Here is a 23,713-nt window from a genome sequence, read left to right as displayed (position 1 = left end):
AGGAAAGTGCCCCATGGGCAAAGTAGTGTTCGAAAGAAATGTGCCAGCGGCATCCGTGATTAGCCACTCCCTTGAGGGTTCGATTCACAAGCCGTTCTGGATTGATGATGTCGCCGGCGCGCGCACGTTCAGTGCGCTGCAGGGTGACGTTAAAGCCGACCTCGCCATTGTGGGAGGAGGATATCTCGGCCTCTGGACTGCGGTGCTCGCCAAGCAGCGCAACCCTGATGCTCGCGTTGTGCTGCTCGAAGCCCGCGAACTCGGCTGGGCCGCCTCGGGCCGCAACGGTGGTTTCTGCGAAGCCAGCCTCACCCACGGCGAAGAGAACGGTCTGAGCCGCTGGCCGACCGAGTACAACCAGCTCGAACGCCTCGGCTTGCAGAACCTCGATGAGATCGAGGAGACCGTCAAGACCCTCAACCTCGATGTCGACTTCGAGCGCACCGGTTCCCTCGACCTCGCTATTGAAGAGCACGAGATCGAGTGGCTGAAAGATACCGAGACCGACGACGACACCGTCTTTCTTGACGAGGCCGCCGTTCGTGCCGAAGTGAACTCGCCCACCTACCTCGCTGCCATCTGGAACAAGCGCATCAACGCGATCATTCACCCCGCCAAGCTCGTTCATGAGCTCGCGCGGGTCGCGAGCGAACTCGGCGTAGAGATCTTTGAGAACTCGCCCGTTCGTGAGGTGGAGACATCCGGTGCGCCCACGGATGCCGCAGTTGTGCACAGCAAGCATGGTCGCGTTCACGCCGCCAAGGTTGCGCTCGCGACTAACGCTTTCCCGTCGTTGCTGAAGCGCACGCGCCTGCACACGGTGCCCGTCTATGACTATGTGCTCATGACGGAACCCTTGAGCCCCGAGCAGCTTGCCTCGATCGGGTGGTCGAACCGCCAGGGTCTTGCGGATATGGCGAACCAGTTCCACTACTACCGTTTGAGTGCTGACAACCGCATTCTGTTCGGTGGGTATGACGCGATTTACCACTACGGCCGCAAGGTTCGCGATGAGTATGAGAACCGTCCCGAGAGCTTTGAGAAGCTCGCGAGTCACTTCTTCACGACGTTCCCGCAGCTGGAGGGCCTCAAGTTCAGCCACCGCTGGGCAGGCGCGATTGACGCGTCGACTCAGTTCAGTGCGTTCTTCGGTCTGGCTCGCAAGGGCCGCGTCGCGTACTCGGCCGGTTTCACCGGACTGGGTGTTGGCGCGACGCGCTTTGCCGCGCAGGTCATGCTCGACAAGCTCGACGGCCTCACGACGGAGCGCACCGAGCTGGAGATGGTGAAGAAGCTGCCGCTGCCGTTCCCGCCTGAGCCGATCGCTTCGATGGGTATCAATGCCACGCGCTGGTCGCTCGATCGCGCCGACCACAACAAGGGTCGCCGCAACGTGATTCTGAAGACGCTGGATGCTCTAGGCCTTGGCTTCGATTCGTAAGCGTTTCAGTTCGTAGCTTCTGACGCTGTAGCGGGGGTGCCGTTCGGCACCTGAAAGTCACCTGTAATAACTTGCACAGCATTGTGCAAGTTATTACAGTGAGGGCATGACCACCCCCGCTCCTCGTCGCCCACGCCAGGATGCCGTCGACAACCGCGCCGGTATTTTGAGTGCCGCGACCGTCGCGATTGCGCACGACCCTCAAGCCTCGATCGACACCATCGCCCGCAGCGCTGGCCTCTCGCGCCGCGCTCTCTACGGCCACTTCGCCGACCGCAACGCCCTGGTCACCGAGATCATCGACGCGGGCGCCGAACGCTTCAACCGCATCGCCCTCAGCGTCACCGACGCGGATGCTCAGCTCGCCCTTGCACGACTAACCTCGTTGCTCTGGCAGGAGGCCGCCCACGTTCAGGTCGCGGCATCCAGCGCCCTCGACGACGCTCACCTCGCCTCCACCGGCAAGGCCCTCGCGCCGCTGCGGGCCGCTGTCGCCGCGATTCTGCAGCGCGGGCAAGACGACAACACTCTGCGCACCGATGTGGATGTTGCCACGCTCGCTCGCCTCGTCGAAGAGGCCGCCCGTGCCGCCATCACTCGCGTTGATGCCGCCCTGCCCGAAGCGCGTTCGCTCGCCGTGCGCGCCACGCTCAGCATGGCTGGCCTCTCGTGGCGTGAAACCGTCGCGCTGCTCGAGCAGCATCCCGAGATCCTCGGCGACCCTGCCGCGGATGCCGCACCAGCAACCGACGTCGAACGCTGATGCGGGTCGAACTCAGCGGCGTCACTCAGGGTCGCAACGCCGAAGACTTGCCCGCGACATCCACGAGCTTCGCCAGCGGCAGCGTGACTCTCGCTGTCGCTGAAACCGAGCAGCGCCCTACCGTTCTTGGCCTTATCGCGTCTGGTCGCATGCGCCCCTCGACCGGTACCGTCACGATCGACGGGCGGCAGGATGCCCGAGCGCTCCGTCGTCGCGTTGCTCTTGTTGATGCCCCCGGCGTCTCTGACCCGGATGCCGGAGTACCGCTCGTGGGCGTCGTCGCCGAAGAGCTGATGTTCGCTGGCCAGCGCGCCGACCCGCTCGCCGCGCGCCGCTGGCTGGACGAGCGGGGCCTCCGCCCCCTCGCCTCCACCGCTATTGCGGACATCGAGCCCAAGACGCGCTTGCGGGTGCTGTGTGAGCTTGCTGTGCTGCGCCCGCACGTCGAAGGGCTGGTCGTGACGGCACCCGATCGTCACGGCGGCCAACCGCTTGACTGGTGGACACTGTTCGGCGAGTTCGCCGACCGTGGCCTTGCTGTGCTGGCTGTTGCCGGTCGCGCTTCGGAGTGGGCGATCACGCACGCCGATGTGATCCTGCGAGCTGAAGCCGCCGAGCAAACCCTGCGCAACAGCCTCGGAGCATTTGATGAACGTACCGCCGCCTGGGCCCAAAGTGGCGGCGGCGTAGGAGTAGAAAACGCATGAAGGTTCCCTCCATGATCGCCGCTGAACTGCGGCGACTCACCTCGTCACGCATGGCCATGCTGGCCTTGCTCGCGCTCATGCTCGTGCCGGTGCTCTACGGCGGCGTGTACCTGTGGGCGAATCAAGACCCGTACGGCAGCTTCGCGGAGGTTCCCGTCGGGCTTGTCGTCACTGACGATGGGGTGCCCGCCGATGGCGATACCGAAGCCGTGAACTACGGCCACGAAGTCGCCAATGATCTCCTCAAGGGCAACGACTTTGAGTGGCACGTGCTCACTCCCGGCGAAGCTGAAACGGCTCTCGCCGAGGGCAGCGTCGACTTCACCGTCACGATCCCCCACGACTTCTCGGATGCCCTCACTTCTATCGCGGGCACCGACCCGCATCAGGCCGAAATCCACCTCGAAACCAACGACGCCAATAACTACCTCGCGTCCACGATTGGCAAGCAGGCTGTGGAACAGATTCGACGCTCGGTAGCGGAACTCGTGGGAGAAGAAGCGGCCGGCACTTTGCTGACGGCTATCTCTGACATCCGCTCTGAACTGTCGGATGCCGCGGATGGCGCTTCGCAGTTGCTCGACGGCTCGCGCGACGCCGTTTCGGGTGCCGACGAACTATCGGATGGCGCGAGCACGCTGGCCTCGGGATTGACCGAACTCAGCACCGCGACCAGCAGCCTCGCCAGCGGAGCCGACCAGCTTTCTGCCGGAGCAGCCCAGGTCGCTGCCGGCAACACCGAGCTTGCCGGTTACGCCGATCGTGCGGGCACAGCCGCCCAAACCATTGCGGATGCTCTGCCCACCGCTCGCGCCGACCTCGTCACCGCGCTCACCGAGCAGGGCCTCGACGCCACTCAGATCGACGAGGTGCTCTCTGCCCTCGACCCCCTCAGTGATCGCATCGCGGAGGGCAACGGCACCGTGCAGTCCGCGGTGTCTCAGGTCGATGAACTCGCCGCGGGCGCGAACACGCTCGCGAGTAGCGCGGCTGAGCTCGCCTCGGGGGCGCAGCAGATTGCCACAGCGACCGGCAGCGCGACATCCGGAGCATCGCAACTCAGCGCTGGCGTCAGCACTCTCGAAAGCGGACTCTCCACACTCTCCGACGGCACCGCCGAATTGCGCGACGGCCTCGCGAGCGGCGTGGAGGCACTGCCCGATTCCAGCGCCGACCTTCGCGCCCTGCAAGCCGAAGCCATCGCTGATCCGGTCGCCGTCGAGTCAAGTTCGGTGACCGCCGCGGGCAACTACGGCGCCGGACTCGCACCGTTCTTCAGCGCTCTCGCCGGCTGGATTGGAATCTACGCGCTGTTTCTCATCGTGAAGCCCGTCTCCAAGCGCGCCGTGACGGCCCTGCGGTCGCCGATCCGGGTCACCTTGGCGGGGTGGCTCACGCCCGCCATCCTGGGCGCGCTTCAAATGATCGCCCTGTTCGGCATTCTCGCGATCGCGCTCGGCTTCAGCTTCACGCACCCCGTCGGCACCCTCGGCGTGATGGTGGCAGCGAGCTTCACCTACGCGGCGATCATCCTTGCCCTCAACATCTGGTTCGGCTCCGTCGGCCAGTTCTTGGGCCTCGTGCTCATGGTGCTGCAACTCGTGACCGCCGGCGGCACCTTCCCGTGGCAAACGCTGCCCGCACCGCTGGCCGCCCTGCACCACATTCTGCCGATGGGCTACGTCGTGGATGCCATGCGCCAACTCATGTACGGCGGCGACCTTGCGCGGGTCGGCACCGACGCTCTCGTGCTCGGCGCCTGGCTCGGTGGTGCCCTCATCTTCGCCGCGATCGGAGTGACCCGCATGACCCACCGCCGCACCCTGCGCGATCTGCAGCCCAGTCTCATAGGCTGAGCCCATGACTGAACCCGCAGCGCTTCTCACCCCCGGCACGCCCCTCGCGGCGAGCGCCGTCCCCGTCACCCACGAAGCACTCGAGGCAACTGATGTGGTGGAGGGCACTCCCACCGCGGGCTACGCCGTGCTCGACACCCTCGGCGACAGCGAGATCGGCATCTGGGAAATGGCTACGGGCACTGCAACAGACACCGAGGTCGATGAGGTCTTTGTTGTCATTAGCGGGCGCGCCAGCATCCATTACGCTGCGGATGATCGCACCGTCGTTGTCGGCCCCGGCGATGTTGTGCGGCTCACCGACGGCATGCAGACCACCTGGACCATCACCGAAACGCTGCGCAAGATCTACATCAGCTAGCGCGTAGGCCCGACTGAGGCTGCTGCAGTCGCCCGGGTCGCGTACCGTAGAAGCATGATTACGAAACGGGAAGCTGCGCTTCGCCTCGACATCCCTCTGGAGATGGCCACGAGGCACGGCATTCCGTCGCGGATGTCGGATGCCGAGTTCGAAGAACTTGAAACAAACCCGCCAGCGTGGCTGGTTCAGTCGCGCGCCAACCGCACCGGCAAGCGCCCCGTGTGGATGCAGCTGACCTGCACGGTGTGCGGCTTCACGGAGGCGGCTCGCCCCAAGAAGTGGTGGCCCGCGTTCACGTATCTCTCGTGCGACTGGCACTCCCCCACCGAACTCCCCGAGCCTGCTGAGGGTGTGTACCGCTCAGAAGTCGACGGCATCGGTAGCCGTTTCGTGGGCATCGTCGACGAGGCCGTTAAGCCCTGAGCTGACTCTCCGGCGGCGTTCGCACGGGCGCTGAGCTACTTCTTCGGCAGCGGTTTCGCTGCGCCGGCGAGCACGAGTGCCACCAGAATCGGAAGCCCAATCGCGAGCAAAGCGCCCCTGATTCCGACGGCGTCGCCGAGGAACCCCAGCAGTGGCGGTCCGGCAAGGAAAGCCACGTAGCCGATAGTGGCAACGACAGACACTCTGGCTGCAGCGTGCTTCGGGTCATCGGCTGCCGCCGACATCCCCATCGGGAAGGCGAGCGCAGCCCCAACTCCCCAGAGTGCGACACCGATCAGGGCGAGCCAGAGGGTGGGGGCGACCACGAAAACGGTGAGGCCGATGGCGGCTGCGGCCATACTTCCCCGCAGCACCACGACACGACCGAATGCATCAATCGCTCGGCCGCCGAAGAGGCGCATAGCGGTCATCGCCAGCACGAAGGTGGCGAACATGAAGGCACCGTTGGCTTCGGTGACCTCGAGTCCGTCGACCGCAGCCTTGGCGATCCAGTCATTCCCGGCGCCTTCGGTGAGCGTCGCCCCGAGCACCACAACACCAATGAGCAGGGTGCGGCGGTCACTCCACACGCTGCGTGCCTTGGGCGAAGCAACGTCGCCTGTGGGCTGAGTCGGCTCCGGGATGCGCGGCACAAAGTAACGCGGAAGCCATTGCGTCGCCACCGCAACAACAGCAGCGATGACGAAGAGGTGAGCCGGTAGGCCGATACCGATGTTGGCGAGGCCCGCGCCGATAATGGCGCCGAGGAATGCTCCTCCGCTGAAAGCGGCGTGCAACTGCGGCATGATCGTGCGCCCGACCCGGTGTTCAACGTCGGCGCCCTCGATGTTGATGGCGACATCCCAGAGCCCAATTCCGATGCCGAAGACGAAGAGCGATACGGCGGTGCCCATGGTGGTTGCAGCGGAAAGCGAGAGCGCGACGCCTGCCGCGGCGAGCGCCGCGATGAGGCCGGCGACTCGTACCGTGTTGGCGGCGCCGATTCGTTGGGTGATGTAGCCGGCGGTCGGAAGCGCAATGAGGGATCCCACCGCGAGGCACAGCAGAAGGCCACCCATCTGCCCCGGTGTGAGGCCCAGCGTCTCGGTGACTGCCGGAATGCGGGCCGCCCAACTGGCGAACACCAACCCGTTGATTCCAAAGACGACGAAGGTCGCAATCGTGGCGGCGCGAAGGCGGGCCGGAGTGGCAGTGGCGGTCATGGGATCAATACTCCCAGCTAACCGCGCACTCGGCTTACGGCGACTGCATCGGCGAAATGTCGACCTCTACTGCGCCGAAGGGGAAGGGGAAGAAAAATGTTCCACTGCCATTCCAGTCGGTTATCGGAATTAGCGAGAACCAGACGTAACTGATGACCAAGGATGCGACGACCAGAATCACGATGCCGGCGGCGGCACGGTCGAGATAGCGCATCGCCTCCGCCACGGTGCTCGCCCGGCGCTGCACGGCGCGGATCGCAAGAATCGCGATGACAGCGATCGCAATGTAGATGACGCCACTCGGCCCGAGCGTGAGGGAGATGCACTGCGGCACACTCTGGGTGACGCTGCCATCCGCATCGATAAAGTCACCGTCGCCACTGAATCCGCCCGGGCAATACGACCTACCGGCCATGAGAAAGGCGCCGTAGCCGAACGCCGCGAGCGCTGCCGTGATGATCAGTCGCTGGATGCGCGCCACGATCTCTTTGGCCTGGGTCAGGCCCGTGGAATTCGCCGTCTCGGTCATCGACTCCTGGGACATGGGAATCTCCTCGCGTTAATTCGTGGTCCCCCTAGGCTACGGCGAAAGTCGAGAAAATATCGAGCGCGTCGACCAACTAACCCCTTGCTCGCGCAGCGCGGAGGTCCATTCGGGGCGAGCACGACGTCACGATGAGGAGAAAGATCCAGGCCTACCGTGCCAAGGGCAAGAAGAGGAGCGTGCCCCCGCCATCCCAGCCAGTGCTCGGAAGCGGCGAGAACCAGGCATAACTGATGATCACGGCGGCCACGGCCAGAATGACAAGGCCGGCGGCGGCACGGTCGATATAGCGCAGAACCTCTGCAGCCGTGCCCGCCCGGCGCTGCACTGTACGGATCGCAAGAATCGTGGTGACAGCGATCACGACGTAGATGATGCCGCTGGGCGCCTGAGTCAAAGAGATGCATTGCGGCACGTTGACGGTGACGTTGCGGTCCGCGTCGATAAAGCCGCCTCCGCTAGTGAGCACGCCCGCACAAATTCCCTTGCCCGCTAGAAGAAACGCGCCGTAGCCGACCGTCGCGAGCGCCGCCGTGACAATCAGCCGTTGGGTGCCCGCCACGATCACCTTGGCCCGCGACAGATCGTCCGACTCCACCACCTTGGTCATCGAGTCTTGTGACATGAGAAAATCCTCGCGATCGTGCGTAAGCCCCTTCCCCACCCATAGGCTAGGCCGGAAGTCGAGAAAATGTCGAGCGACTAATGGGCAAACGACAATTAATCGCCGCAAACGTGGACAGCCCTAGTGAAGTCGGACATGTACTGAGTAGGAGCAACCCTACGAAGCGGAGAACGTGATGGACCGAATAACAGAACTGCTCGACGCGAGCGCGGGGCCCGTGTCAACCCGGAGGCACAGGTGATGGCTCGCGTCAGAGCCCCATGGAGGTGGACGGGCTCAAGGCGTTGACCGTTTCGCTACTCGGTGTATTCGATCGCCGCGAGAAGCTGGATGTTTTGCGAAAAGATGCCAGCCCACAGGCTGGTCGAACGCTGCGTCAGGGCCGTGACGCGAGCGTCGGGATGCTCGGCCAGCTTCTCCCGCAGCGCCGCCGCCGCGGCCTCCATGTCAGTGCCGGGGACGGTGACGGTGATTAACTGGCGACCCACATAATCAGACATACGCTCAGGTTACGCGCGCGGCCACCTCGGCGCTAGCGACGCTCACACCCCGCGACGAATCCGGGCTGCATAGGAATCAAGCACGCCAAGAATTCCGGGGTGTTCCCACACTCGGTTGCGTGAGAATCCAGTTCGTTCGATAACCACTCCGCGGTCGACGAGCACGTCGAGGGCGCGAACCACGGTTGCGTCGGTGAGCGCCAGCGCCTCGACGAGGTACCGAGTGTTGACAACGGGTTGCCCTATGAGCCACGGCAACACTCTCCAGGCGGCTGAGTCAGAACGGATGCCGCTTAGCGCCTCACGAGATCGCTGCAGCTCGGCCGCGAGGCTGTCCACCAGTTCGCGACCGGTCACGGCCGCGTAGCGGCAGGCGTCTGCGAAGCGTCGCACGATCGGCCCGGCGTCGCCCGCACGGTATGCGGTCAGCGCCGAGAAATAGGCCTCGGTGTCCACGAGCAAACCTGCTGAGAGCGGCACTGTCGTGTGGGTTGTCAGCCCCTTGTTCCGCAACATCGCCTGAGCGATTGCTCTACCAGTGCGGCCGTTGCCGTCGACGAACGGATGAATGGTCTCGAATTGAGCGTGCGCTACGGCAACCTGCACGAGCGCCGGTAAGTCGACTCGGCGCATAAACAGAACGACGTCGCTGACCGCACTCGCAACATGCTGATGCTGGGGCGCAATGAAGGTCGCCCCTCGCGGCCCGGCGTTATCGCGATTCCCGATCCAGACGAGCTCCTGCCGATAGCGTCCCGCTTCGTGCTCGACGCCGGGTTGACGGCTGAGCAACTCGTAGTGCATCGCGAGGATACTGGGTTGGTCGGGAGTATCGGAGAGCCGAAGCGCCGCTTCCATAGCGCGAACGTTTCCCACCACAGTGAGTGCGTTGTGCTTGCGGCCTTCGTCAAGCTCGGCAAGCGCAAGTTGCTTTGCGGATGTCGTCAGTTGTTCTATCTGGCTGCTTAACGCAGACTCCGTTCGCAAAAGTATGGCCGACATGGGGGCAAGCGTGGGATCCGCTGACCCGAAAAGGGTGAGCGAGTGAAGGTCGAACTCTCGGAGCGCGAGAGCGGCCCCCTCAACGTTCGCCATCATTTCACCGCTGAGCTGGGGTGCCCAGTGCGCAATAGCGGGGGTTAGCGCTGCCGCGTATTCGCCCGTTTGGCTCTCTACTTCGGCTTTGGAATACATCTGCGGATACCGAGGAACCCACTGGCGTGTTTCATGGCTCACCGGCGAGACGGCTAGTTCCGCAGCACTTACATCTCCTGATTCCATCGCTCGACTGTACCAGCACTTAAGGCATTAAATGCTGGTAAGCGTGATGCTAACCGATACTTAGTTCGCAATGAGGTCCCGGCAAAGATCATCCTTTAGCGCTGAAGGTCATCCTTGTGGGGGACGCGTCTTCTCCCTCCCGCCCTTAAACTTGAAACATGATCGAAATTCAAGGATTAACCAAGAGGTACGGCGCCAAAACTGCCGTCGATAACATCACCGCGACCATCCGTCCCGGTCTCGTCACCGGCTTTCTGGGCCCCAACGGTGCCGGCAAGTCCACCACCATGCGCACAATCATCGGGCTCGATCGTCCCGACTCCGGCTCTGTGACCGTCAACGGCAAGCAGTACGCCCAGCACCACAACCCCATGCAGGAAGTGGGTGCTCTGCTCGATGCGAAAGCAATCCATACCGGTCGCACCGCCTACAACCATTTGCTCGCGATGGGCGCGACCCACGGCATCGGCAAAGCTCGCGTCAATGAAGTCATCGCCATGACTGGCCTCGAGTCCGTCGCGAAGAAACGCGTTGGCGGATTCTCGCTCGGAATGGGGCAGCGTCTCGGAATTGCTGCCGCCCTGCTCGGTGACCCACAAACACTGATTCTCGACGAGCCCGTCAACGGCCTCGACCCCGAAGGTGTCATGTGGGTACGCAAGCTCACCCGGCAGCTCGCCTCCGAAGGCCGCACAATCTTCCTCTCCTCACACCTGATGAGCGAGATGGCGCAAACCGCTGATCACCTGATCGTGCTGGGCCGCGGCCGCATCATTGCGGATGCCCCAGTGAGCGAGATTCTCGCTATCGCCACCGGCACCGCCGTGCGCGTGCGCACGCCGCACGCTGCCGAGCTCGCCAACCGACTCTCGAGCAGCGACGCCACCATCACCAGCATCGAAGGCGGCGTTCTGAACATCGCAGGGCTGGCATCCGCTCAGATCGGTGAAGCAGCAGCACAGTCCGGGATCGTCTTGCACGAACTCACCCCCCTGTCGGCTTCGCTCGAAGACGCCTACCTAGAACTCACGCAAGACGACGTCGAATACCACTCGGAGGTTTCCCGATGACCACGACTACCCACGAAGCCCCCCAGCCCTCGGGCGCTCAGAACGCACGAGTTCAGGGTGCAACTCGTCTGAACTTCGCCCGCGTTGTACGTTCCGAATGGATCAAGCTGCGCACTCTGCGCTCAACTCTGTGGTTGTTCGCTATTTTCGTATTGCTTACGGTGGCCTTCGGCTTGCTCATGGCAGTCACGTTCGACACCTCCGGTGGCCCGGCACTTGACACAGAGACCCAGAAGTCGTTCACCGTCATCGTGGCAACCCTTGGTGTGAGCTTCACGCAACTTGTCGCCGCTGTGCTCGGTGTGCTCATCATCAGCGGTGAATACACGACCGGCATGATCCGTTCTACGTTCGCCGCAGTGCCAAAGCGATTGCCTGCCTTCTTTGCCAAAGCGTTCGTGCTGGCACTGGCGACTTTCGTGGTGAGCCTTGGATCGATTGTGGCCACTGCGCTGATCACTGCACCTATTCTGGCCAGCCAAGGCGTTGAAGGTCAGCTCCTCGATGGCGAAGTCATGCGCGCCCTCGTTGGCGGAGCTGGCTACCTCACCCTTGTCGCCCTGCTTGCCTTTGGCTTCGGTGCGATCCTTCGCAACAGCGCGGGCGGCATCGCAACAGTCTTAGGACTGATCCTCGTCGTGCCAACCGTGCTCGGGATCCTCGCCGCCATTACCCAGGCCGTGTGGGTTCAGAACCTGTCAGCGTTCTTGCCGTCGAATGCGGGAGCACTCATGTACGCCATCGGTGATGGATCGTTTATGGGCGGCCCGCCGGTCCCCACGGGCTCTGACATCATCACCCTTGATGCCACGCAGGGCTTCCTGGTGCTGGTCGCCTGGGTGGTTGTGTTGTTCATCGCCGCCGCCGCCCTCATCAAGCGTCGCGACGCCTAAGGTTCTTTCACGAACTCACCACAAACGCCCTCTCCTCTACGTAGTTCACGCGGCAGGAGAGGGCGTTTATCGTGCGATCGCCCGATTATCGGTGCGCGGTGGCAGCCCATCGCCGCGTGCGTTCATCCAGTGTCCAACTCGTTTCCGAAAACTCTCCCAGCACCACATTGGTCAGCCAATACGTCGCGTCGGGGTCCCAGCCAGCGATCACGCTCGCGGTGTCGCTGTCGATTGGAATGGCTGTGCCTGCTGCAGAGAGATAAGCCGCGACCGACAGGTGCACCGCGTCAAAGTCACGAGCAACCAACGACCAGTCCGGCATCGTCCACGCCCCCGTACGACCCGTCGTCAGAAACCAGTCATAACGACGCCCAGCGCTGACATCCAAAGGATACGAGCGACACAACTCGGCCCATGACTCGGCGCCACTGATCTCAAACACCCGAGCGGAGCGCGCAAAGTGCACTCGCTGCACATCGGCTGGTTCGTCCCCCATGCGATCCTCGACCAGCCACACACCGACCGGCCCCACCTCAGGCAGTGCGCGGGTTGACATCGCCGGTTCAAGGGGCGGTCGGGACCACCATGTTCCCGACAGATTCCCTGCCGAATCAGCCGAGTAGTACTCGATAAAGCGCTCCTCTTCTTCGTCAGCCGCTGTGCGCCATTGGTCGAAGATCCGCGCTAGCCCCCTGGGGGCTGCTCGCTGGAGAAAAGTATCGCGAAACTGCACCGCCCACTGCTCGGCCGCGAGGGGTTCGCTCCACCATGCGGCCGCCGGCAGGGCAACCACGTGCTCAGCGATGCGTTCGAGCGCGGGCTTGAGCCGAGCATCCGACAACAACTCGTCGGTGCCATCGGGCTCCTGCCAGTAGCGCGCGTTGTCAACGGAGGCACCCAAAGCTTCGAGAAGATCGGCAGAAGTGAGCGCGGGCAGAGAAGCCAGCGGGATCGCTTCAAGCGCCTCGACGACCTCCTCGACGGTGGGCTCCGGAAGCGGATCGGGGATGCCCCAACCGAAGATGGTGCCCTCCTGGCCACGGACTTTTTCGAGCTGATGGGTGGCCCATCCGAGCAGGTAATTGAACACCGCAACCTCAGGGCGCTCACTGTGCGGATCGTGGCACGCCGCGGCCAGGCAGAGACGGCGACCGCGCGGTCCCGCGAGCAGGGTGTGAGCATCCACAGGCATGGGATCAGGGTAAGCGGCACCCGCCCCGAAGTGAAGAGTCGCGAGTGGTTCAACCGAGAGCTAGCCCCGGCGCTGCGGCAGTCGCAACGCAATACAGTGGGAAGCATGGCATCCGCTACTTTTCCGCTGCCCACGAGGGCACGGCCGATCGTGACGCTCACGGTGAATCCCGCGCTCGACATCAGTACGTCGACAGCGCAAGTCATTAAGGATCACAAGATGCGCTGCGGTCCCAGCCGGATCGACCCGGGAGGCGGTGGAGTGAATGTGGCGCGCACCATCCAGAGTCTCGGCGGGGATGCGCTCGCCATCTACGCTGCGGGTGGCCTGACCGGCGCGACCTACCGACAGCTGCTTGAGGCCGAGAACGTGCCGAGTGTGGTCGTGCCGATTGACGGAACCACCCGCGAGAGTTTCACGGTGGATGAAGGCGGCTCGGGCGAACAGTTTCGCTTCGTGCTGCAGGGCCCCGAGTTCGCCGAGGCCGAGTGGCGCAGTTGCCTCGCGGCGCTCGAGGCCGCCATCGTTCCCGGCGGTTACGTCGTCGCCAGCGGCAGCCTGCCACCCGGCGTGCCCACCGACTTTTATGCCCAAGTTGCACGCCTGGCGCACCAACGCGGAGCGCGCTCGATCATCGACACCTCGGGCGAAGCACTGACCGCGGCTCTCGCCGAGGGCGTCTATCTCGTGAAACCCAGCCTGCGCGAACTCAGCGAGCTCGTCGGCCGAGAGCTCTCCACCGAGCAGGCCGAAGTGGATGCTGCCGCCGAACTTGTCGCGCGCGGCTCCGCCCAACTCGTGGCCCTCACTTTGGGCGACCAGGGTGCCGTGCTCGCCTCGCCTGCTGGCGTCATCCGTTTGCCGGTACCTCACGTGCAAGTGCAGAGCGCGGTGGGAGCGGGCGATGCTTTCCTCGGAGCGTTCGTGTGGCGGCTGTCGCAGGGCCGCGATCCCGAGGCCGCGTTCCGCTCCGCCGTGTGCGCCGGCAGCGCCACCGCGGCGAAACCGGCCACGGAGATGTGCGCGATTGCCGAAGTGGAAGCGCTCGAAAAACTGCTGCCCGAGGCGACTCGCTATTAGTTGTGAACAGGCTTGGATGCCACCAATCACCGTGTGAGAGAATCAACCATGGCTGAATCATGGCGTCGCACGCCGACCGAAAGTCCCGTTACTTTCGAGATCGACACGTCTGCGTCGATCCCACCATTTGAGCAGATTAAGGCTCAAGCCATCGCCCAAATCGCCAACGGTGAACTGCTCGCTGGCACCAAACTGGCCACGGTGCGCCAACTCGCGAGCGACCTCGGCATCGCCCCCAACACGGTCGCCCGCGCCTACCGCGAGCTCGAAGCCGATGGCTTTCTGCACTCGCGCGGCCGCAACGGCACCGTCGTCAAAGCCCAGCCCGGCGATGCCGCCGCCCTACTTCAACTCGAGGCCAAGGCGTACGCCAGTCGCGCTACCGAACTCGGCATCAGCGACGACGAAGCCCTGCGCTTCATCACCGTCGCGCTCAAGAAGTAGCAGCGAGACGGCGGCCACATCCGCACCGCTGCAGCACAGCGCACGAACTACCGCAGCACTCCCAGCTCGCGTGCCTTCGACACCGCAGCCGTGCGCGATGACACGTTCAGCTTCGAGAAGATGTGCACAAGGTGCGACTTCACGGTGGTCTGCGAAACGAACATCTCTCCCGCGATCGCCGCGTTCGACATCCCGGCAGCAACCCGCTCCAGCACTTCGATCTCGCGCTTGCTGAGGCTCACTTGCGGCGCCCGCATTCGATCAAGCAGCCGCCCCGCAATGACGGGCGCCAGGGCACTCTCCCCCGCGGCCGCAGCGCGCACCGCCGCGATCAACTCATGCGGCGGAGCATCCTTGAGCAAGTAGCCACTCGCGCCAGCTTCGACCGCGCCCAGAATGTCACCATCGGTGTCGTAGTTGGTCAGCACCAAAACGTAAGGTGCAGCATCCAGAGCACGGATGCGGCGCGTGACATCGGCCCCGGTCTCCTGCGCCCCAAACTGCAGATCCATCAGCACCACACTCGGGTTCACCGACTGCACGAGCGCGAACGCCTCATCCGGATTCGCTGCTTCGCCCACCACCGTCAGGTCGTCTTCGTGCTCCAGCAGTGCCCGCAAGCCCGCGCGCACCACGGGATGATCATCGGCAATCGCTACCCGAATCATGCGTGCTCCCCCAACTCAGTCGCGCCCGCAGCAGAACCAGCAACCGCACGCGGAGCCACTGTCAGGTCAACCGTCACCGTGGTGCCCTCGCCCGCCTGCGACTCGACCGTCAGCGTTCCATCAAGCTGCTCGACCCGCTCGCGTGTGGCCGTGAGCCCGAACGAATCTGAGAAACCTCGCGCCGATGCATCCTCGACCACGGCAGGGTCAAAGCCACGACCGTTATCGGCGATCGTCAGCCGCACGTGCGAACGATCGCGCTCAATCGAGATAGTCGCCTGCGTTGCTTCGGAGTGCTGCACAACGTTCGCCATTGCTCCCTGCGCGATTCGCAACAGCGCGGTCTGCACGGGCATCGGCAGGTCGAGAGCATCCGCCACGCGAACGCGCACTTCGCGATCGGGGCTCTGCCACTGAGTGTCTGCAAGGCGGCGCAACGCTGCACCAATCCCCTGGTCCACGAGGGCTGCCGGGGCGAGTTCGCGGATGAAGTTGCGAGTGTCGGCCAAGTTGGCGGCGGCAGTCTCGCGAGCCAGACGCACATGCTCGAGGCCAGCGGCATCCGGGTCAGCGCGCTCAGCAGCGTGCAGCAGCATCTGGATGCTCGACAGCCCTTGAGCGACGGTGTCGTGAATTTCGCGCGCGAGTCGGGCGCGTTCGGCAAGCACCCCGGATTCACGTTCAGTCTGCGCCAGCTGGTCGCGCGTCTCAAGGAGTTGCTTCACCAACAGTTCGCGTTCCGCCGCCTCGGCCGCGAGTGATTTGTAGCCGAGACCGATCACGATGGCGACGCCGGCACCGACCAACGGGCCGACTACTCCGCCGACCGTCCACTCGCTGTGGAGACCGAGGGCTGCAATGGCCAGCAACGTCGACCCCAGCACGGCGAGGGTGCGCCAGCCGCGAGGCAACAGGTGCAGATAGAGAAAGAACAGCGGGAACACGAGGTAGGCGGCATCCGGGCTCAACCACACCAGCGCCAGCCACTCGGCTGACAGCACGAGCGCCCACACGTAGGCGGTGGCTGACTGAGCACTCGCTCCCGAACTCATGGCATGCCGGGCCAAATAGCCGCCAAAACCATAGGTGACGAGAAGCACCGCGGAGAGCGCGATCACCGCCGCCGTAAAGGGGTTGCCATCCACAAGAGCCCGCACGACAACCAACACCGTGAGAGCAACAAAGAGAATGTGCAAACTGGTGCGCAACCCCACAAAGACAGGGGTCAACGCAGTGTGGCTCATTCTTCGACCCTACTGCCACGCACGACCCCTTCTATCCACCGAAAGGATGATTGTGGGCTCCGCACTTAGCGTTCGCAAGTGCACCCTCTCGGCCGATGCCCTGCCGCCCGCTGCGGAGGATGCTGGTTACTGTCGCCATTCGTCGACGCCGAAAGGACTCCCCATGTTTGTTGCGTGGCGCGATCTACGCTTTGCCCGCGGACGATTTGTGCTCATTGGCACCGTCGTTGCCCTCATCACTTTGCTCGTCGGATTTCTCAGCGGCCTCACTGGCGGGCTCGCTGCCCAGAACATTTCGGGCGTTCTCTCGCTCCCCGCCGACCAACTCGTGTTTGCAACCCCGAGCAGCAAGGGAGCGGATGAGGCGAGCTTCTCCGACTCGAACGTCACCGAAAAGCAAGCGACGACCTGGGCTGACGCCGACGGCGTGGTCTCGGCCAACCCCATTGGAGTCTCGCAAACCAAGGCGGAATCCCCCGAGTCCAGCACCGCCATCGCCATCTTCGGCGTCGTCGCCGACTTCGACGACACTGCTCCGAGCGGCGACGGTAAGGTCGGACTCTCCGAGGATGCCGCCACCGGCCTCGACGTCACCACCGGCGACACCATCACGATCGCCGGCACCGATTACACGGTCGAGAAGGTCAGCGGCAACTGGTGGTACAACCACACGCCCGTCGTGCAGATGACGCTCGACGACTGGCAGGGTTACTCCGCTACGACCGGCAATCCGGATGCCTACGCCACCGCCCTTGCGGTCACCGGCGATGCCGACTGGGATGCCATCAATGCCGACGCCGACACCCTCAGCAACTCCGTTCTGCTGTCGCTGACCGCTGTCAGTTCGTTCCGCTCGGAGATCGGTTCACTGCTGCTCATGGTCGCGATGCTGTTCGGCATTTCCGCCCTCGTGATAGGTGCGTTCTTCACTGTGTGGACGATGCAGCGCAAGGCAGACATTGCGATGCTGAAGGCGCTCGGAGCATCCACTTCCTCCCTCGTTCGCGATGCTCTGGGTCAGGCCCTCATCGTGCTGCTGATTGGTGTCGGGATCGGCATCGGGGTAACTGCGTTACTCGGCGCTCTCATGGGTGACGCGCTGCCGTTCATCCTGAGCCCGTTCACCACCCTGCTGCCGGGAGTCGTGATGATCGTGCTCGGCCTCGCCGGCGCCGCCTTCGCCCTGCGTTCCGTCACCACCGCCGATCCACTCACTGCCCTAGGGAGCACCCGATGATCACTCTCGACAACGTCACTCTCACCTTTCCCGACGGCGAAGGCCGCGTCACCGCCGTCGACCACGTCACGCTCAGCGCGCGCCCCGGCACGGTCACCGGCATTACGGGGCCGAGTGGTTCGGGCAAGTCGAGCCTGCTCGCGGTAGCCGCCACCCTCATCCGCCCCGACTCGGGCCGCGTCATGATCGATGACGTGGATGCCGCCCAGCTGTCTGCGCCAGAAGCGACGGAGCTGCGCCGCGACAGCATCGGCATCGTGTTTCAGCAGTCGAACCTGCTGCCCTCGCTGACCGCGCTGGAACAGCTCGCCGTTATGAACGAGCTCGGTGCCCCGCACAGCCGTGGCAAGCGAGCCGCGGTTGCCGCTCACGCTCGTGAACTGCTGGATGCCGTGGGCCTGGCCGATCAGGCTCACAAGCGACCGCATCAGCTGTCGGGCGGTCAGCGCCAACGCATCAACATCGCTCGCGCCCTCATGAACGACCCGAAGGTGCTGCTTGTTGATGAACCGACGAGTGCCCTCGACCAAGAGCGCGGCGCGAGCATCATCGAGCTCATCCTGCGACTCACCGACGAACGCAACACTTCAACGCTGCTCGTGACCCACGACCTCGTTCACCTTCCCCGCATGCACGCGGTTGTGAACATGGTGGATGGCGCTCTCGAGTCGGTGCGCGGCGAAGTACGCGGCGAGGCGCCCGTCGCCCTCTAACGAACCGGCCCAGCGAATCGCTCCAGCGGACCGCCTCGCTAGCTAGCTCGCTAGTGACCGATCTGGTCGGAGTCAGCGCCTGACCCCGGCACGTCGATCGCCGCGATAGCTTCGAGGTCGCGCGAGTCGAGTTCGAAGTCGAAGATCGCAATGTTGTCGGCCAGCCTCTCGGGGTTGGCCGACTTCGGGATCGCGACGATGCCGTTTTGCAGGTGCCAGCGCAACGCGACCTGAGCGGCCGAACGCTCGTGCTTTTCCGCAATCTCGAGCAGCACCGGCTGGTCGAGGATGTCTTTGATGGGGCTCCACGCTTCCGTGACGATTCCGCGGGAGTCGTGGTACGCCCGCTCCGCGAGGCGAGCGTTGGTCGGCGAGAGGTCGACCTGATTGACGGCCGGAACGGTGGCGCCAGCATCCAGCAGCACATCGAGGTGGGCTGGCTTGAAGTTGGAAACACCGATGGAGCGAGTGAAGCCCTCGGCCTGAAGCTTCTCGAAGGTGCGCCAGGTCGAGAGAAAATCGCCGCGGTCAGGCAGCGGCCAGTGAATCAGCAGCAGGTCAACGAACTCGAGATCGAGGCGTTCGAGGCTGCCCCGCAAGCCCTCGATTGCGCGGTCGTCACCCTGGTATTGCCCATCAAGCTTGGTCGTGACGAACAGTTCATCGCGATCAATACCGCTGCGCCGGATGCCCTCGCCCACGCCCGCTTCGTTGCCGTACTTGGCTGCCGTGTCGATGTGGCGGTACCCGAGCTCGATGGCGGTCGGCACAACAACAGCGACTTCAGCATCGCCGAGCGGCCACGTGCCGAGACCGAGTTGGGGGATGCTGTTGCCGTCGTTGAGCGCAATCGAAGGGATCATCTTCTTAGGCTAAGCGACGGATATGACAGTGCGCGAGGACTCGCTGAAGCGAATCCCCGCGCACCATCGTGAGCTGGTTATTGAAAGCCCTTAGACCTCGAGGGCAGCCATCGCCGGGTCGGGGTTTCCGAAACGGTGGGCCGTGATCGAGAGCGACTGCTCCTGCACGAAGATCAGCAGTTCGACGCGACCGGAGGTCGTGACTTCTCCCGACCACACAGCGACGTCGGGGTTACCCTCAACGGCTTCAGCGAGATCGACAGCGGAACCGCCGATGAGGCGAACCCGGCTGGTCTTCAACCCACCCTGGGCCGCACGCTCGTTCCAGCGAGCATCCGACTCCACAAGAACCTCTCCGACCGAGACTCCCGTGTTTGCCGACTCGAACGATTCGGTGAGCAACGACGGCAGCGGGATGGCGGAGCTGATGTGAATTGTCGCACCAATGCGCGCGGCACCGGCGATCATCCGTACAAGGTGTCCCATCGGTTCGCCTTCGGAGAGGCGAACGGTGACGGGCACCGGACGGTAACGGAAGACGTTGCGCTCGACGCCGAGGTTGGAGACGTCGCGGCTAACGCCAAACTCTGTCTCCCACGCGCGCTGGTCGCTTTCGGCGGCACGACGTACACGGTCGAACTCGTCGAACTCCATGCCCGACTGCGCCTTCTTGATAACCGCAGATACCTGGTCGCTGAGACCGCGAACCTGAATGTCTCGAGCAGCGGGCTGCTCGACGGCCTTCCACTGTCCAAGTGTCATCAGGTAATTGGGTCCACCAGCCTTGGCGTGGCAGCCAACGGCCGAACGCTTCCACCCGCCGAAGGGCTGTCGACGAACAATGGCGCCCGTGATTCCACGGTTGACGTAGGCGTTGCCGGCCTGAACTTCGTCAAGCCAACGCGCTACCTCGGTGGGATCAAGCGAGTGGATGCCCGCAGTCAGACCGTAGTCCACGGCGTTCTGCATCTCGATCGCCTCGGTGAGGTTCTTGGCGCGCATGATGCCAAGCACCGGACCAAAGTATTCGGTCATGTGGAACTCGCTGCCGGGAACAACGCCGGTGCGAACGCCGGGGGTCCACTGCTTGCCCTCGTCATCGAGCTGACGTGGCTTCACGAGCCAGCTCTCACCGGGAGCGAGCGTGGTGAGTGCGCCGAGCAGCTTGCCCTGAGCGGGCTCAACGATCGGGCCCATGGTGGTGAGCGGGTCCTGCGGGAGGCCAACGCGCAGCGTGCGCACCGAGTCAATAAGTTGGCGTTCGAAGCGTTCGCTCTTACCAACGGAACCGACCAGAATCACAAGGGATGCAGCCGAGCACTTCTGCCCAGCGTGACCAAAGGCGCTCTTGGTGACGTCAGCAACCGCGAGGTCGAGGTCTGCGCTCGGGGTCACGATGATCGCGTTCTTGCCGCTGGTCTCCGCGAGAATCGGCAGGTCGTTGCGCCAGGAACGGAACATCGCTGCCGTCTCCCACGCACCGGTCAGGATTACGCGGTCAACAGCGGGGTCAGCGATCATGACGCGACCGAGTTCACGGTCCTTCAGGTCAACGAACGTGAGCACGTCGCGGGGCACTCCGGCCTCCCAGAGCGCCTCAATCATCACTGCGGCGCTGCGCTGCGAAAGCTTCGCAGGCTTGATGATGACGCCGCTGCCGGAGGCGAGAGCGGAAAGCACGCTACCGGCCGGAATGGCGACCGGGAAGTTCCACGGCGGGGTAACGACGATAAGCCCTGACGGCACGAAGGTGGCGTCTTCGATCTTTTCGAGGTCAAGCGAGCGCTCTGCGTAGTAGTGGGCAAAGTCGATTGCCTCGCTGACTTCAACGTCACCTTCAGCAATGGTTTTGCCAGCCTCGTTGGCCATGACCTCGATGAGGCGGGCACGCGAGTTCTCGAGAGCGTCACCGGCACGGTGCAGGATTGCGGCACGCTCACCAGCGGGCATCGCACCCCAGCGGCGTCCGGCAGCCGTGGTGGATTCGAGGATGCTCTTCATCTGTTCGGTGGTGCTGACGGCACCAGCGGTGACAGTCTCGACACCGAGCTGCGACTCTCCGCTGCGGGCCAAGATAGCGCGACCCCACGTGCGGTTCTCGCCAATGGCGGGGTCAGTGTCGGCGACGTTGTTGAACGGGCGGTCGCCGATTATCGCAGCAGGCGTGGAGCGGTCCTGAACACGGTTGGTGGTCTGAGCCGGCACATCGAGGTTCGCGAGCGATGCCAAGAAACGGTCTTGCTCGCGCACGAAAATGTGTTCGTTGCTGGAGAGTTCGAACAGCCCAGACATGAAGTTCTCGGTGCTGGCGTTCTCCTCGAGGCGACGCACGAGGTAGCTGATGGCCGAGTCGAACTCGGTCGGCTGAACGACGGGCGTGTACAGCAGCAGGCTGCCGACATCCTTTCGCACCGCTTCGGCCTGGCCCGTAGCCATTCCGAGCAGCATTTCGAACTCGATGCCCTCGGTGACGCCGCGCTCTTGAGCGAGGTGCCAAGCGAAAGCGATGTCGAACAGGTTGTGGCCGGCAACACCAATGCGAACAGCATCGATGTGCTCGGGAGTGAATGCCCAGTCGAGCACGCGCTTGTAGTGAGTGTCGCTGTCTTGCTTGGTTCCCCAGGTAGCCATTGGCCAGTGGTGGGTCACTGCGTCAACGTGTTCCATCGCGAGGTTGGCGCCCTTAACAACGCGCACCTTGATACCGGCGCCGCCGCGAGCGCGACGCGCGGTCGACCAACGGGTCAGCTCTTGAAGCGCAGTGAGGGCATCTGGCAGGTAGGCCTGAAGCACGATGCCAGCTTCAAGTTCGAGCAGTTCTGGCTGGTCGAGAAGCTTCTCGAAGACCGCGATCGTGAGGTCGAGGTCTTTGAACTCTTCCATGTCGAGGTTGATGAACTTCTTCTTCGGCGAGCGCAGCGCGAGCAGGTAGAGCGGCGTGAGGCGGTCGACAACACGGTCGACGGTCTCGTCGAAGGCCCACATGGAAAGTTGGGACACGACCGACGACACCTTGATGGAGACGTAGTCAACGTCATCCCGGTTCAAGAGCGCACGAGTTCCGGCGAGGCGGTTGTCGGCCTCGTCGTCACCGAGAACAGCTTCACCGAGGAGGTTGAGGTTGAGGTTCACGCCTTCGCGACGCAAGTGCACGAGGGCCTTGTCGAGCTTCGCGGGGGTGGCATCGATGATGAGGTGGCCGACCATCTGGCGAAGTACGCGGCGTGCGATCGGAACGATGATCCACGGCAGCAGTGGCGCGAAGCCGCCACCGACCATGATCGCGAAGCGGAGGTACCACGGCAGGAACGCCGGGATGATGTGAGTGAGGCGCTCGAGGTTGCGACCGGCAACGCGCACGTCTTCGGGGCGCACGACCGTGTCGATGAACCCGAGCGTGAACTCGAGACCGTTCGGATCCTTCAGCACGCCTGCGAGGCGCGTGGCACTCGCATCGGCGGGAATCTCTTCACTTTCGGCCAGCCACCGGCGCACGGTACTGATCGTTTGATCCGCGATGTGCTGGTGTGAAGCACTGAGGTTGTCGGCAGTCGTTGACATGCTCACGAGAATAGGCCTCCGAACGGGGGTTGGGCTGGAACTCTCAGTGTGCGGCCTGAAAGGCCTTTAGCAAAAGCGACGGAATTCGCACGATATCACTTAGAATAAGTTAACTATTGGAGGAGAAATGCTCGACGTTCGCAGGCTGCGACTTTTGCGAGAACTCAAGCTTCGCGGCACCATCGCTGCCGTCGCCAGCGCACTCAGCTACACCCCCTCCGCCGTGTCTCAACAACTGGCCCTTCTTGAGGAAGAAGCGCGGGTTCCGCTGCTCGTCAAAGCGGGTCGCCGGGTGCAACTGACGCCCGAAGCCGAACTGCTCGTGGAGCACACCGTCGCCCTTCTCGAACGCCTCGAACTGATGGAAGCAGAGATTCATTCCTCCCTAACCGAGGTACGAGGAACCGTTCGTCTCGCCGTCTTCCAATCGGCCGCGCTCGGCATCATCCCCCAAGCGCTCAGCGTTATCGCCCGGGACTACCCTCAACTACGCATCAAGATGACGCAGCGCGAGCCCGAAAGCGCCCTCTTCGAAACTTGGACCCGCGAGTTCGACCTCGTGATTGCCGAACAGTACCCGGGTCACGCCGCGCCGCGGCATCCCGACCTCGACATGATCCCGCTCTACGCCGACGAACTCTCTCTTGCCGTTCCCATCGCCAGCGGCATCACCACCCTCGCCGAAGCCGCCGGCAGCTCATGGGTGATGGAACCTCGCGGCACCGCCTCCCGCCACTGGGCAGAACAGCAGTGCCGGCGCGCGGGCATCGAGCCCGACGTACGCTTCGAAACCGCCGACCTACAGGCGCACATCCGCCTGGTTGAATCAGGTCACGCCACCGCGATCTTGCCAGGGCTCGTGTGGGGCAGCCGCACCCCCACCGTCGAACTGCGGCCAATGCCGGGCCTGCCGCGACGTTCGGTTTTCACCTCAGTACGAGAGTCGAGCGTGAGCCGGCCGTCGATCATCGCCTGCCGCGAGGTGCTCGAACAGGTCGTGCAGTCGTTCGCTCCCGAGTAGCCG

General features: G+C 63.8%; 23 protein-coding genes. 13 read left to right on the top strand and 10 right to left on the bottom strand.

The genetic code is table 11. The features are described 5' to 3' along the window. The first annotated feature begins 13 nt into the window (after window positions 1-13). From ACWTV1_RS08570 to ACWTV1_RS08545, 6 genes are all read left to right on the top strand, one after another. Window positions 14-1,441, top strand: a complete 1,428-nt coding sequence (locus tag ACWTV1_RS08570; RefSeq protein ID WP_498504921.1) for an NAD(P)/FAD-dependent oxidoreductase — start codon at window positions 14-16, stop codon at window positions 1,439-1,441. A gap of 106 nt (window positions 1,442-1,547) precedes the next feature. Beyond that, window positions 1,548-2,204, top strand: a complete 657-nt coding sequence (locus tag ACWTV1_RS08565) for a TetR/AcrR family transcriptional regulator (protein ID WP_498504920.1) — start codon at window positions 1,548-1,550, stop codon at window positions 2,202-2,204. After that, window positions 2,204-2,911 carry a hypothetical protein gene (locus tag ACWTV1_RS08560; RefSeq protein ID WP_498504919.1) on the top strand — a complete coding sequence of 236 codons (708 nt, stop codon included), beginning with the start codon at window positions 2,204-2,206 and terminating at the stop codon, window positions 2,909-2,911. Before ACWTV1_RS08565 ends, ACWTV1_RS08560 begins: the two co-directional genes overlap by 1 nt. Next, on the top strand, window positions 2,908-4,767 hold the full coding sequence (locus tag ACWTV1_RS08555) for a YhgE/Pip family protein (RefSeq protein ID WP_498504918.1): 1,860 nt from the start codon (window positions 2,908-2,910) through the stop codon (window positions 4,765-4,767). Before ACWTV1_RS08560 ends, ACWTV1_RS08555 begins: the two co-directional genes overlap by 4 nt. A gap of 4 nt (window positions 4,768-4,771) precedes the next feature. After that, window positions 4,772-5,128: a cupin domain-containing protein gene (locus tag ACWTV1_RS08550; protein ID WP_498504917.1), complete on the top strand. Its 357-nt coding sequence runs from the start codon at window positions 4,772-4,774 to the stop codon at window positions 5,126-5,128. A gap of 54 nt (window positions 5,129-5,182) precedes the next feature. After that, window positions 5,183-5,551, top strand: coding sequence for a hypothetical protein (locus ACWTV1_RS08545; protein ID WP_498504916.1), 369 nt, complete (start codon window positions 5,183-5,185; stop codon window positions 5,549-5,551). A gap of 35 nt (window positions 5,552-5,586) precedes the next feature. On the opposite strand, the gene ACWTV1_RS08540 is transcribed toward ACWTV1_RS08545, so the two are convergent. The 5 genes from ACWTV1_RS08540 to ACWTV1_RS08520 all read right to left on the bottom strand — a co-directional run bounded on the left by ACWTV1_RS08540 (window position 5,587) and on the right by ACWTV1_RS08520 (window position 9,724). Next, window positions 5,587-6,774, bottom strand: coding sequence for an MFS transporter (locus ACWTV1_RS08540; RefSeq protein ID WP_498504915.1), 1,188 nt, complete (start codon window positions 6,772-6,774; stop codon window positions 5,587-5,589). A gap of 34 nt (window positions 6,775-6,808) precedes the next feature. After that, window positions 6,809-7,318: a hypothetical protein gene (locus ACWTV1_RS08535; protein ID WP_498504914.1), complete on the bottom strand. Its 510-nt coding sequence runs from the start codon at window positions 7,316-7,318 to the stop codon at window positions 6,809-6,811. A 151-nt stretch (window positions 7,319-7,469) separates the two neighbouring features. Next, the gene (locus ACWTV1_RS08530; RefSeq protein WP_498504913.1) at window positions 7,470-7,943 is read right to left on the bottom strand and encodes a hypothetical protein; all 474 of its coding nucleotides are present in this window, start codon (window positions 7,941-7,943) and stop codon (window positions 7,470-7,472) included. 296 nt (window positions 7,944-8,239) lie between these two features. Continuing rightward, window positions 8,240-8,443 (bottom strand): hypothetical protein, encoded by a 204-nt coding sequence (locus ACWTV1_RS08525; protein WP_498504912.1) that lies wholly within the window; start codon window positions 8,441-8,443, stop codon window positions 8,240-8,242. Between the two features lie 42 nt (window positions 8,444-8,485). After that, a complete protein-coding gene (locus ACWTV1_RS08520; RefSeq protein ID WP_498504911.1) occupies window positions 8,486-9,724 on the bottom strand; it encodes a Fic family protein in 1,239 nt (412 codons plus the stop codon). Window positions 9,725-9,882: 158 nt separating this feature from the next. Between ACWTV1_RS08520 and ACWTV1_RS08515 the strand changes: the two genes are divergently transcribed. Together ACWTV1_RS08515 and ACWTV1_RS08510 are read left to right on the top strand one after the other, a co-directional pair. After that, a complete protein-coding gene (locus ACWTV1_RS08515) occupies window positions 9,883-10,794 on the top strand; it encodes an ABC transporter ATP-binding protein (protein ID WP_498504910.1) in 912 nt (303 codons plus the stop codon). Next, on the top strand, window positions 10,791-11,687 hold the full coding sequence (locus tag ACWTV1_RS08510) for an ABC transporter permease (RefSeq protein WP_498504909.1): 897 nt from the start codon (window positions 10,791-10,793) through the stop codon (window positions 11,685-11,687). The genes ACWTV1_RS08515 and ACWTV1_RS08510 overlap by 4 nt, the downstream gene beginning before the upstream one ends. 85 nt (window positions 11,688-11,772) lie before the next feature. On the opposite strand, the gene ACWTV1_RS08505 is transcribed toward ACWTV1_RS08510, so the two are convergent. After that, window positions 11,773-12,879 carry a hypothetical protein gene (locus ACWTV1_RS08505; RefSeq protein WP_498504908.1) on the bottom strand — a complete coding sequence of 369 codons (1,107 nt, stop codon included), beginning with the start codon at window positions 12,877-12,879 and terminating at the stop codon, window positions 11,773-11,775. A gap of 105 nt (window positions 12,880-12,984) precedes the next feature. Between ACWTV1_RS08505 and ACWTV1_RS08500 the strand changes: the two genes are divergently transcribed. Beyond that, window positions 12,985-13,959 (top strand): 1-phosphofructokinase family hexose kinase, encoded by a 975-nt coding sequence (locus ACWTV1_RS08500; protein ID WP_498504907.1) that lies wholly within the window; start codon window positions 12,985-12,987, stop codon window positions 13,957-13,959. Window positions 13,960-14,007: 48 nt separating this feature from the next. After that, complete coding sequence (locus ACWTV1_RS08495; RefSeq protein WP_498504906.1) at window positions 14,008-14,403, top strand: GntR family transcriptional regulator; 396 nt, start codon at window positions 14,008-14,010, stop codon at window positions 14,401-14,403. A 47-nt stretch (window positions 14,404-14,450) separates the two neighbouring features. On the opposite strand, the gene ACWTV1_RS08490 is transcribed toward ACWTV1_RS08495, so the two are convergent. Both ACWTV1_RS08490 and ACWTV1_RS08485 read right to left on the bottom strand, forming a co-directional pair. After that, window positions 14,451-15,071, bottom strand: a complete 621-nt coding sequence (locus ACWTV1_RS08490) for a response regulator transcription factor (protein WP_498504905.1) — start codon at window positions 15,069-15,071, stop codon at window positions 14,451-14,453. Further along, window positions 15,068-16,315, bottom strand: coding sequence for a sensor histidine kinase (locus tag ACWTV1_RS08485; RefSeq protein WP_498504904.1), 1,248 nt, complete (start codon window positions 16,313-16,315; stop codon window positions 15,068-15,070). The genes ACWTV1_RS08490 and ACWTV1_RS08485 overlap by 4 nt, the downstream gene beginning before the upstream one ends. A 163-nt stretch (window positions 16,316-16,478) precedes the next feature. On the opposite strand from ACWTV1_RS08485, the gene ACWTV1_RS08480 reads away from it, so the two are divergent. Together ACWTV1_RS08480 and ACWTV1_RS08475 are read left to right on the top strand one after the other, a co-directional pair. Beyond that, entirely contained in the window at window positions 16,479-17,552 is a 1,074-nt protein-coding gene (locus ACWTV1_RS08480; RefSeq protein WP_498505051.1) for an ABC transporter permease, read from the top strand. Beyond that, window positions 17,549-18,265: an ABC transporter ATP-binding protein gene (locus ACWTV1_RS08475; RefSeq protein WP_498504903.1), complete on the top strand. Its 717-nt coding sequence runs from the start codon at window positions 17,549-17,551 to the stop codon at window positions 18,263-18,265. The genes ACWTV1_RS08480 and ACWTV1_RS08475 overlap by 4 nt, the downstream gene beginning before the upstream one ends. A 50-nt stretch (window positions 18,266-18,315) precedes the next feature. Here ACWTV1_RS08475 and ACWTV1_RS08470 read toward each other — a convergent pair whose 3' ends face one another. Continuing rightward, window positions 18,316-19,128: an aldo/keto reductase gene (locus ACWTV1_RS08470; protein WP_498504902.1), complete on the bottom strand. Its 813-nt coding sequence runs from the start codon at window positions 19,126-19,128 to the stop codon at window positions 18,316-18,318. A gap of 90 nt (window positions 19,129-19,218) precedes the next feature. Next, on the bottom strand, window positions 19,219-22,689 hold the full coding sequence (locus ACWTV1_RS08465) for a bifunctional proline dehydrogenase/L-glutamate gamma-semialdehyde dehydrogenase (protein WP_498504901.1): 3,471 nt from the start codon (window positions 22,687-22,689) through the stop codon (window positions 19,219-19,221). 127 nt (window positions 22,690-22,816) lie between these two features. Between ACWTV1_RS08465 and ACWTV1_RS08460 the strand changes: the two genes are divergently transcribed. Further along, on the top strand, window positions 22,817-23,710 hold the full coding sequence (locus ACWTV1_RS08460) for a LysR substrate-binding domain-containing protein (protein ID WP_100387690.1): 894 nt from the start codon (window positions 22,817-22,819) through the stop codon (window positions 23,708-23,710). Window positions 23,711-23,713: the final 3 nt, after the last annotated feature.

Source organism: Salinibacterium sp. VpJ6, assembly GCF_059767345.1.
Note: the sequence above shows the minus strand (reverse complement) of the source record. Positions and strands in the feature narration are given on the sequence as shown.

Bases quoted from the DNA above. Each gene is read 5' to 3' on its own strand.
- ACWTV1_RS08570 (WP_498504921.1), top strand. From the start codon at position 14: ATGGGCAAAGTAGTGTTCGAAAGAAATGTGCCAGCGGCATCCGTGATT.
- ACWTV1_RS08565 (WP_498504920.1), top strand. From the start codon at position 1,548: ATGACCACCCCCGCTCCTCGTCGCCCACGCCAGGATGCCGTCGACAAC.
- ACWTV1_RS08560 (WP_498504919.1), top strand. From the start codon at position 2,204: ATGCGGGTCGAACTCAGCGGCGTCACTCAGGGTCGCAACGCCGAAGAC.
- ACWTV1_RS08555 (WP_498504918.1), top strand. From the start codon at position 2,908: ATGAAGGTTCCCTCCATGATCGCCGCTGAACTGCGGCGACTCACCTCG.
- ACWTV1_RS08550 (WP_498504917.1), top strand. From the start codon at position 4,772: ATGACTGAACCCGCAGCGCTTCTCACCCCCGGCACGCCCCTCGCGGCG.
- ACWTV1_RS08545 (WP_498504916.1), top strand. From the start codon at position 5,183: ATGATTACGAAACGGGAAGCTGCGCTTCGCCTCGACATCCCTCTGGAG.
- ACWTV1_RS08540 (WP_498504915.1), bottom strand. From the start codon at position 6,774: ATGACCGCCACTGCCACTCCGGCCCGCCTTCGCGCCGCCACGATTGCG.
- ACWTV1_RS08535 (WP_498504914.1), bottom strand. From the start codon at position 7,318: ATGTCCCAGGAGTCGATGACCGAGACGGCGAATTCCACGGGCCTGACC.
- ACWTV1_RS08530 (WP_498504913.1), bottom strand. From the start codon at position 7,943: ATGTCACAAGACTCGATGACCAAGGTGGTGGAGTCGGACGATCTGTCG.
- ACWTV1_RS08525 (WP_498504912.1), bottom strand. From the start codon at position 8,443: ATGTCTGATTATGTGGGTCGCCAGTTAATCACCGTCACCGTCCCCGGC.
- ACWTV1_RS08520 (WP_498504911.1), bottom strand. From the start codon at position 9,724: ATGGAATCAGGAGATGTAAGTGCTGCGGAACTAGCCGTCTCGCCGGTG.
- ACWTV1_RS08515 (WP_498504910.1), top strand. From the start codon at position 9,883: ATGATCGAAATTCAAGGATTAACCAAGAGGTACGGCGCCAAAACTGCC.
- ACWTV1_RS08510 (WP_498504909.1), top strand. From the start codon at position 10,791: ATGACCACGACTACCCACGAAGCCCCCCAGCCCTCGGGCGCTCAGAAC.
- ACWTV1_RS08505 (WP_498504908.1), bottom strand. From the start codon at position 12,879: ATGCCTGTGGATGCTCACACCCTGCTCGCGGGACCGCGCGGTCGCCGT.
- ACWTV1_RS08500 (WP_498504907.1), top strand. From the start codon at position 12,985: ATGGCATCCGCTACTTTTCCGCTGCCCACGAGGGCACGGCCGATCGTG.
- ACWTV1_RS08495 (WP_498504906.1), top strand. From the start codon at position 14,008: ATGGCTGAATCATGGCGTCGCACGCCGACCGAAAGTCCCGTTACTTTC.
- ACWTV1_RS08490 (WP_498504905.1), bottom strand. From the start codon at position 15,071: ATGATTCGGGTAGCGATTGCCGATGATCATCCCGTGGTGCGCGCGGGC.
- ACWTV1_RS08485 (WP_498504904.1), bottom strand. From the start codon at position 16,315: ATGAGCCACACTGCGTTGACCCCTGTCTTTGTGGGGTTGCGCACCAGT.
- ACWTV1_RS08480 (WP_498505051.1), top strand. From the start codon at position 16,479: ATGTTTGTTGCGTGGCGCGATCTACGCTTTGCCCGCGGACGATTTGTG.
- ACWTV1_RS08475 (WP_498504903.1), top strand. From the start codon at position 17,549: ATGATCACTCTCGACAACGTCACTCTCACCTTTCCCGACGGCGAAGGC.
- ACWTV1_RS08470 (WP_498504902.1), bottom strand. From the start codon at position 19,128: ATGATCCCTTCGATTGCGCTCAACGACGGCAACAGCATCCCCCAACTC.
- ACWTV1_RS08465 (WP_498504901.1), bottom strand. From the start codon at position 22,689: ATGTCAACGACTGCCGACAACCTCAGTGCTTCACACCAGCACATCGCG.
- ACWTV1_RS08460 (WP_100387690.1), top strand. From the start codon at position 22,817: ATGCTCGACGTTCGCAGGCTGCGACTTTTGCGAGAACTCAAGCTTCGC.